Here is a 5,373-nt window from a genome sequence, read left to right on the forward strand (position 1 = left end):
CCATCATCATGCAGCTGCTGACATATGCACTGCCTCCTCTCGAGCGTATGCGCGATGAGGGAGAAGAGGGAAGAAAGAAGATCGACAAGATCACAGCCTTCGTGGCAATGGTTCTTGCGATATTCATGTCCTTTGCTTATTACCTTACCCTCAAGCACACGACAAATGTTCAGGATGCTGACGGCAACTATGTAGGCAACGCTCTTAAGTATATAACAGGCGGCGAGGGCTTATTTGCAGCCTTCGTTATCATCGCACTGTTCGTTGCGGGCGCACTCATCGTTGTATGGATGGGTAACAGGATAAGCGATAAGGGTATCGGCAACGGTATCTCGATACTCCTCTTTGCGGGTATCGCAGCAAGATTCCCGAATGATGCTGCTCTTCTTTTAAGACTTACAAAGGACAGTATCAAGAACGGATCAAACGGTAAATACCTCTGGATATCACTTGCATATCTTGTATTTATCATCTTCGAGATCGGCTTTATCGTATTCATGAACGAAGCGGAAAGACGTATCCCGATACAGTACGCAAAGCGCGTAGTCGGCAGAAAACAGTACGGCGGACAGAAGACACATATCCCGATAAAGGTTATCATGAGCGGTGTTATGCCTATCATCTTCGCTATGTCGTTTATGTCACTTCCATCACTGGTATTCACTTTTATCAAGCAGAATCCTCACGACGGAAGCTTATATGCAAAGTTCTGCGATTTCTTCAGCACAAGAGGCTGGGGTTACGCTGTGCTTTACTTCCTGCTCGTAATCGCGTTCAACTACTTCTACGTTTCGATACAGTACAATCCTATTGAGATAGCTAACAATCTCCGTCAGTCAAACGGCGGTATCCCCGGTATCAGACCCGGCAAGCCTACATCGGATTATATCCAGAGAGTACTCAACAAGATCTCTCTCGTGGGCGCTATCTTCCTGGGCTTCATCGCAGTCATCCCGATCTTTATGGCAATGGCTGACAGACAGCTCCAGCAGCTTTCAATGGGCGGTACAACAATACTCATCGCAGTATCTGTTGCTCTCGAAACAACAAGAACACTTGAATCACATCTTATGATGCGTCATCATAAGGGCTTCTTACAGTAAAGGAGGACCGTCAATATGAACCTTATCTTTTTAGGCGCTCCAGGCGCAGGAAAGGGTACACAGGCAGAGGTAGTTTCCGAAGCACTGAATATCCCACAGATCTCAACAGGCAATATCCTTCGTGAGGCTGCAAAGAACGGCACAGAGTACGGTCTTAAGGCTAAGGCTGCTATGGACGCAGGCGCTCTCGTTTCAGACGATATCGTTATCGGTATCCTGAAGGAGAGGATCGCAGAGGACGACTGCAAAAACGGTTTCATCCTCGACGGCTTCCCAAGAACGGTGCCTCAGGCAGAAGCTCTTGATAAAATGAACATCCGTATCGACAAGGTAATAGAGATCCACGTTCCCGACGAGACTATCAAGCAGAGAGTTTCGGGCAGAAGAGTCTGCCAGGGCTGCGGAGCTTCATACCACGTTGAGTATAAGCCTACCAAGGTCGAGGGTGTTTGCGATAAGTGCGGCGACAAGACTATCGTTCGCAAGGACGATCAGCCCGAGGTAGTTCTCGAAAGACTCGCAACTTATCACGAAAAAACAGCTCCTCTCAAGGACTATTACGAGAAGCAGGGCAAGCTTGTCACTGTAATCGGTCAGGAAGAGGTAGCAGAAACTTCAAAGCTCACACTGGCAGCAGCAGGAGTAGAGAAGTAATGAGCATAGTCATTAAATCAAAGTCCGAATTGGCCATAATGCGTGAAGCAGGTAGGATTACCTGCGGCGCAATATGGTATGCGGGCGAAAGATTAAAGCCTGGTATGTCAACGCTCGACGTTGATAAGCTGGTCGGCGAGTACTTCGCCCGTCACGGCTGTAGATCATGCTTTAAAGGCCTTTACGGATTTCCGGGTAACGCTTGTATCTCAGTAAATGAGGAAGTTATCCACGGTATCCCCAAGGCAAGCCGCAGGTTAAAAGAAGGAGATATAGTAAGCATCGACACGGGAGCCGCCTATCAGGGCTTCAACGGAGACAGCTGCTGGACCTTCCCTGTGGGTAAAATTTCTGATGAAGCTAAAGCATTGCTTGAGGTAACCGAGGCGAGCCTTCACGAAGGTATCGCACAGGCTCAGGTTGGCGCAAGAATCGGAGATATTTCTCATGCTGTAGAAGAGTATTGTGCTTCACGAGGCTACGGAATCGTAAGAAATTACTGCGGCCACGGAATCGGCAGAGAGGTTCACGAATCACCCGAAGTCCCGAACTGGGGTAAAGCCGGTCACGGACCCAGATTGGTGGCGGGTATGACGATATGTATCGAGCCAATGATAAATGTCAGAGGCGATGATGTAAAAACTCTCAAGGACGGATGGACCGTGGTTACCAAAAATGGTTCACTGTCGGCTCATTTTGAGCACGCTATCGCAATAACTCCTGACGGTCCCGTCATTCTGACACAGCCCTGACGGAGGGAATTATCGTGAAGCTGCTGAAAGGCTCTGTTGTAATAGCGGAGGCAGGACGCGACGGCGGAAAGTATTTCGCAGTCGTGGAAGCCGATGAAAAATATTGCCTTATCGCAGACGGGAAGAGCAGAAAGCTTTCAGCTCCCAAGCGTAAGAATATAAAACATATCCGCGTTACAGACAGTATGATCGATCTAAACGATATAACTGATAAAAAACTCAGGAATACACTGAAGCAGTTCAGTGACGCTGAGTAAAGGAGGTTATGCAAAGTGTCAAAAGAAGATGTAATCGAGGTCGAGGGCGTTGTAACTGACGCTCTGCCCAATGCAATGTTTAAGGTTCAGCTTGAAAACGGACATGAGGTGCTTTCTCATGTATCAGGCAAGCTCAGAATGAATTATATCAGAATCGTACCGGGTGACAAGGTAAAGCTTGAAATGTCACCGTACGACCTTTCAAAAGGCCGTATAACATGGCGCGTTAAGTAAAAATACAGGATATCAGAGATATCCTCTATCCGCTAAAGGAGGTATTTTCAATGAAAGTCAGACCTTCAGTAAAACCTATTTGCGAAAAGTGCAAGGTTATTAAACGTAAAGGCAGAATCATGGTGATCTGCGAAAATCCAAAGCATAAGCAGCGTCAGGGCTAATCCCCGACGCATTAATGGAGGTGCAATTATAATATGGCAAGAATAGCCGGTGTTGACCTTCCCAAGAATAAGAGAATCGAAATCGGTCTCACTTATATCTACGGAATCGGTCGTCAGACTGCAACAAATATCCTCGCAGCAACAGGCGTTGACCCTGACGTAAGAGTTAAGGATCTCGCAGAAGAGGATGTAGCTAAGCTTCGTGATTATATCGACGAGCATTACACAGTAGAGGGTGACCTCCGCCGTGAAGTTGCTCTTAACATCAAGAGACTTGTTGAAATAGGCTGCTACAGAGGCGTTCGTCACCGTAAAGGTCTCCCCGTAAGAGGTCAGAGAACAAAGACAAACGCAAGAACCCGCAAGGGCCCTGTAAAGACTATCGCTAACAAGAAGAAGTAAGGAGGTCATGAGCTTTGGCACAGCAGAAGGGTAAAAAAGTTACTACTGTCAGAAGACGTAGAGAACGTAAGAATATCGAGAGCGGCGCTGTTCATATCCAGTCCACTTTCAATAACACGATCGTTACGATCACAGATACAGCCGGAAACGCTATCTCTTGGGCAAGCGCAGGCGAACTCGGCTTCAGAGGCTCAAAGAAGTCAACTCCTTTCGCAGCTCAGACAGCTGCCGAGACAGCAGCAAAGGCTGCTATGGAGCACGGCCTCAAGAATGTTGAAGTATACGTAAAGGGACCCGGTGCAGGCCGTGAAGCAGCTATCAGAGCACTTCAGACCGTAGGCCTTGAGGTAAGAATGATCAAGGATGTAACACCTATCCCGCATAATGGCTGCCGTCCGCCTAAGAGACGTCGTGTCTGATCAAATTGGAGGTGTATTAATATGGCAGTACAGAAAGAACCAATTCTTAAGAAGTGCAGATATCTGGGAATCAGCCCCGCTGTAATGGGCGTTTCAAAGAAGGAGTCTATCCGTTTCAAGAACGCAAACAACAGAAAGAAGATATCTGAATACGGACTCCAGCTCAAGGAAAAGCAGAAGCTGAAGTTCATCTATGGCGTACTGGAGAAGCAGTTCAGACATTACTTCTCTATCGCTGAGAAAATGGAGGGTAAGGCCGGTGATAATCTTCTCACTGTTCTCGAATCCAGACTTGACAGCGTTGTATACAGAATGGGCCTCGCTCTCACAAGAAGAGAAGCAAGACAGCTCGTTGTACACAGCCACTTTACAGTAAACGGCAAGAAGGTAAACATTCCTTCCTATAGAGTTAAGGTTGGCGACGTTATCGCCCTCAGAGAAAAGGACAGAACTTCCGAAAAGTTCAAGGCTACAGTTGAGGAAACAAAGGACAGACTCGTTCCTGTATGGCTCACAGCTAAAAAGGACGACTTCTCCGCAACAGTAAATCGTCTTCCCCTTGCTGAGGATATTGACTACGAGGTAGCTACTCACCTCATCGTCGAGCTGTACTCCAAGTAATCTGAATAGACTGTTTGGATCAACTCAACTCGAAATAAACATTTATTGCGAAATAGGAGGGTTTTTATGCTGGAAAAGATCAATAAGCCTGATATAGATATTGTCGAGCTTAAAAGTGACGGCAAATACGGCAAATTCGTTTTAGCACCGCTGGAGCGTGGATACGGTATTACACTTGGAAACAGCCTCAGACGTGTGCTGCTCTCCTCACTTCCTGGTGTGGCTGTAACATCTGTAAAGCTTTCGGGCAAGGATGGTACGGTTCACCATGAGTTGTCAACCATTCCTGGCGTTAAAGAAGACGTTACGGAAATAATCCTCAGTATCAAAGGACTGACGGCTAAGCTTTACGGCGAAGGCCCCAAGACAGTGTATATAGAGGCAGAGGGCGAATGCGAGATCACCGCAGGCGATATAAAGACTGATTCAGAGGTAAATATCCTCGATCCCGGTATGCATATCGCTACACTTGGCAAGGACGCTAAGCTCTATATGGAGATCACAATAGACAGAGGCAGAGGCTACGTTTCCGCAGAAAGAAACAAGAAGCAGATCAACCTCCCCGTTGACGTTATCGCCGTAGACAGTATCTATACTCCTGTTCTTAAGGTGAATTACACCGTAGAGGATACACGACTCGGTCAGGTCACCGACTATGATAAGCTTACCATGGAGGTATGGACAGACGGTACAATCTCCGCTAAGGAAGCATTATCACAGGCAGCCAATCTCCTCAACGAGCATCTGAAGCTGTTCATCGACCTCTC

10 protein-coding genes are annotated in these 5,373 nt (G+C 47.2%); all 10 read left to right on the forward strand.

Going from position 1 to position 5,373, the window contains the following annotated elements:
* Positions 1-1,103: preprotein translocase subunit SecY (secY, locus tag Q0R37_RS14900; RefSeq protein ID WP_294755365.1), on the forward strand; the 1,103-nt coding region annotated here is incomplete at its 5' end.
* A gap of 15 nt (positions 1,104-1,118) precedes the next feature.
* Positions 1,119-1,757 carry an adenylate kinase gene (locus Q0R37_RS14905; protein ID WP_294755366.1) on the forward strand — a complete coding sequence of 213 codons (639 nt, stop codon included), beginning with the start codon at positions 1,119-1,121 and terminating at the stop codon, positions 1,755-1,757.
* A complete protein-coding gene (map, locus tag Q0R37_RS14910) occupies positions 1,757-2,509 on the forward strand; it encodes a type I methionyl aminopeptidase (RefSeq protein WP_294755367.1) in 753 nt (250 codons plus the stop codon). Before Q0R37_RS14905 ends, map begins: the two co-directional genes overlap by 1 nt.
* A 14-nt stretch (positions 2,510-2,523) precedes the next feature.
* A complete protein-coding gene (locus Q0R37_RS14915; protein WP_294755368.1) occupies positions 2,524-2,766 on the forward strand; it encodes a KOW domain-containing RNA-binding protein in 243 nt (80 codons plus the stop codon).
* A gap of 15 nt (positions 2,767-2,781) precedes the next feature.
* Complete coding sequence (gene infA / locus Q0R37_RS14920) at positions 2,782-3,000, forward strand: translation initiation factor IF-1 (protein ID WP_009984966.1); 219 nt, start codon at positions 2,782-2,784, stop codon at positions 2,998-3,000.
* Between the two features lie 50 nt (positions 3,001-3,050).
* The gene (gene rpmJ / locus Q0R37_RS14925; protein ID WP_009984964.1) at positions 3,051-3,164 is read left to right on the forward strand and encodes a 50S ribosomal protein L36; all 114 of its coding nucleotides are present in this window, start codon (positions 3,051-3,053) and stop codon (positions 3,162-3,164) included.
* A gap of 33 nt (positions 3,165-3,197) precedes the next feature.
* Positions 3,198-3,566 carry a 30S ribosomal protein S13 gene (gene rpsM, locus Q0R37_RS14930; protein WP_028517939.1) on the forward strand — a complete coding sequence of 123 codons (369 nt, stop codon included), beginning with the start codon at positions 3,198-3,200 and terminating at the stop codon, positions 3,564-3,566.
* 14 nt (positions 3,567-3,580) lie between these two features.
* Positions 3,581-3,985, forward strand: a complete 405-nt coding sequence (gene rpsK / locus Q0R37_RS14935; RefSeq protein WP_024860931.1) for a 30S ribosomal protein S11 — start codon at positions 3,581-3,583, stop codon at positions 3,983-3,985.
* 21 nt (positions 3,986-4,006) lie between these two features.
* Positions 4,007-4,606, forward strand: a complete 600-nt coding sequence (gene rpsD, locus Q0R37_RS14940; RefSeq protein ID WP_294755370.1) for a 30S ribosomal protein S4 — start codon at positions 4,007-4,009, stop codon at positions 4,604-4,606.
* 66 nt (positions 4,607-4,672) lie between these two features.
* Positions 4,673-5,373 (forward strand): DNA-directed RNA polymerase subunit alpha (locus Q0R37_RS14945; RefSeq protein WP_294755371.1); only part of this gene is annotated, 701 nt, incomplete at its 3' end.

The sequence above is a fragment of the uncultured Ruminococcus sp. genome (assembly GCF_946415235.1).
Taxonomy (GTDB): Bacteria; Bacillota; Clostridia; order Oscillospirales; family Ruminococcaceae; genus Ruminococcus.

Excerpts from the sequence above, each read along its gene's own strand:
- map (WP_294755367.1), top strand. The coding sequence starts at position 1,757 with ATGAGCATAGTCATTAAATCAAAGTCCGAATTGGCCATAATGCGTGAA.
- rpmJ (WP_009984964.1), top strand. The coding sequence starts at position 3,051 with ATGAAAGTCAGACCTTCAGTAAAACCTATTTGCGAAAAGTGCAAGGTT.
- rpsM (WP_028517939.1), top strand. The coding sequence starts at position 3,198 with ATGGCAAGAATAGCCGGTGTTGACCTTCCCAAGAATAAGAGAATCGAA.
- Q0R37_RS14905 (WP_294755366.1), top strand. The coding sequence starts at position 1,119 with ATGAACCTTATCTTTTTAGGCGCTCCAGGCGCAGGAAAGGGTACACAG.
- rpsD (WP_294755370.1), top strand. The coding sequence starts at position 4,007 with ATGGCAGTACAGAAAGAACCAATTCTTAAGAAGTGCAGATATCTGGGA.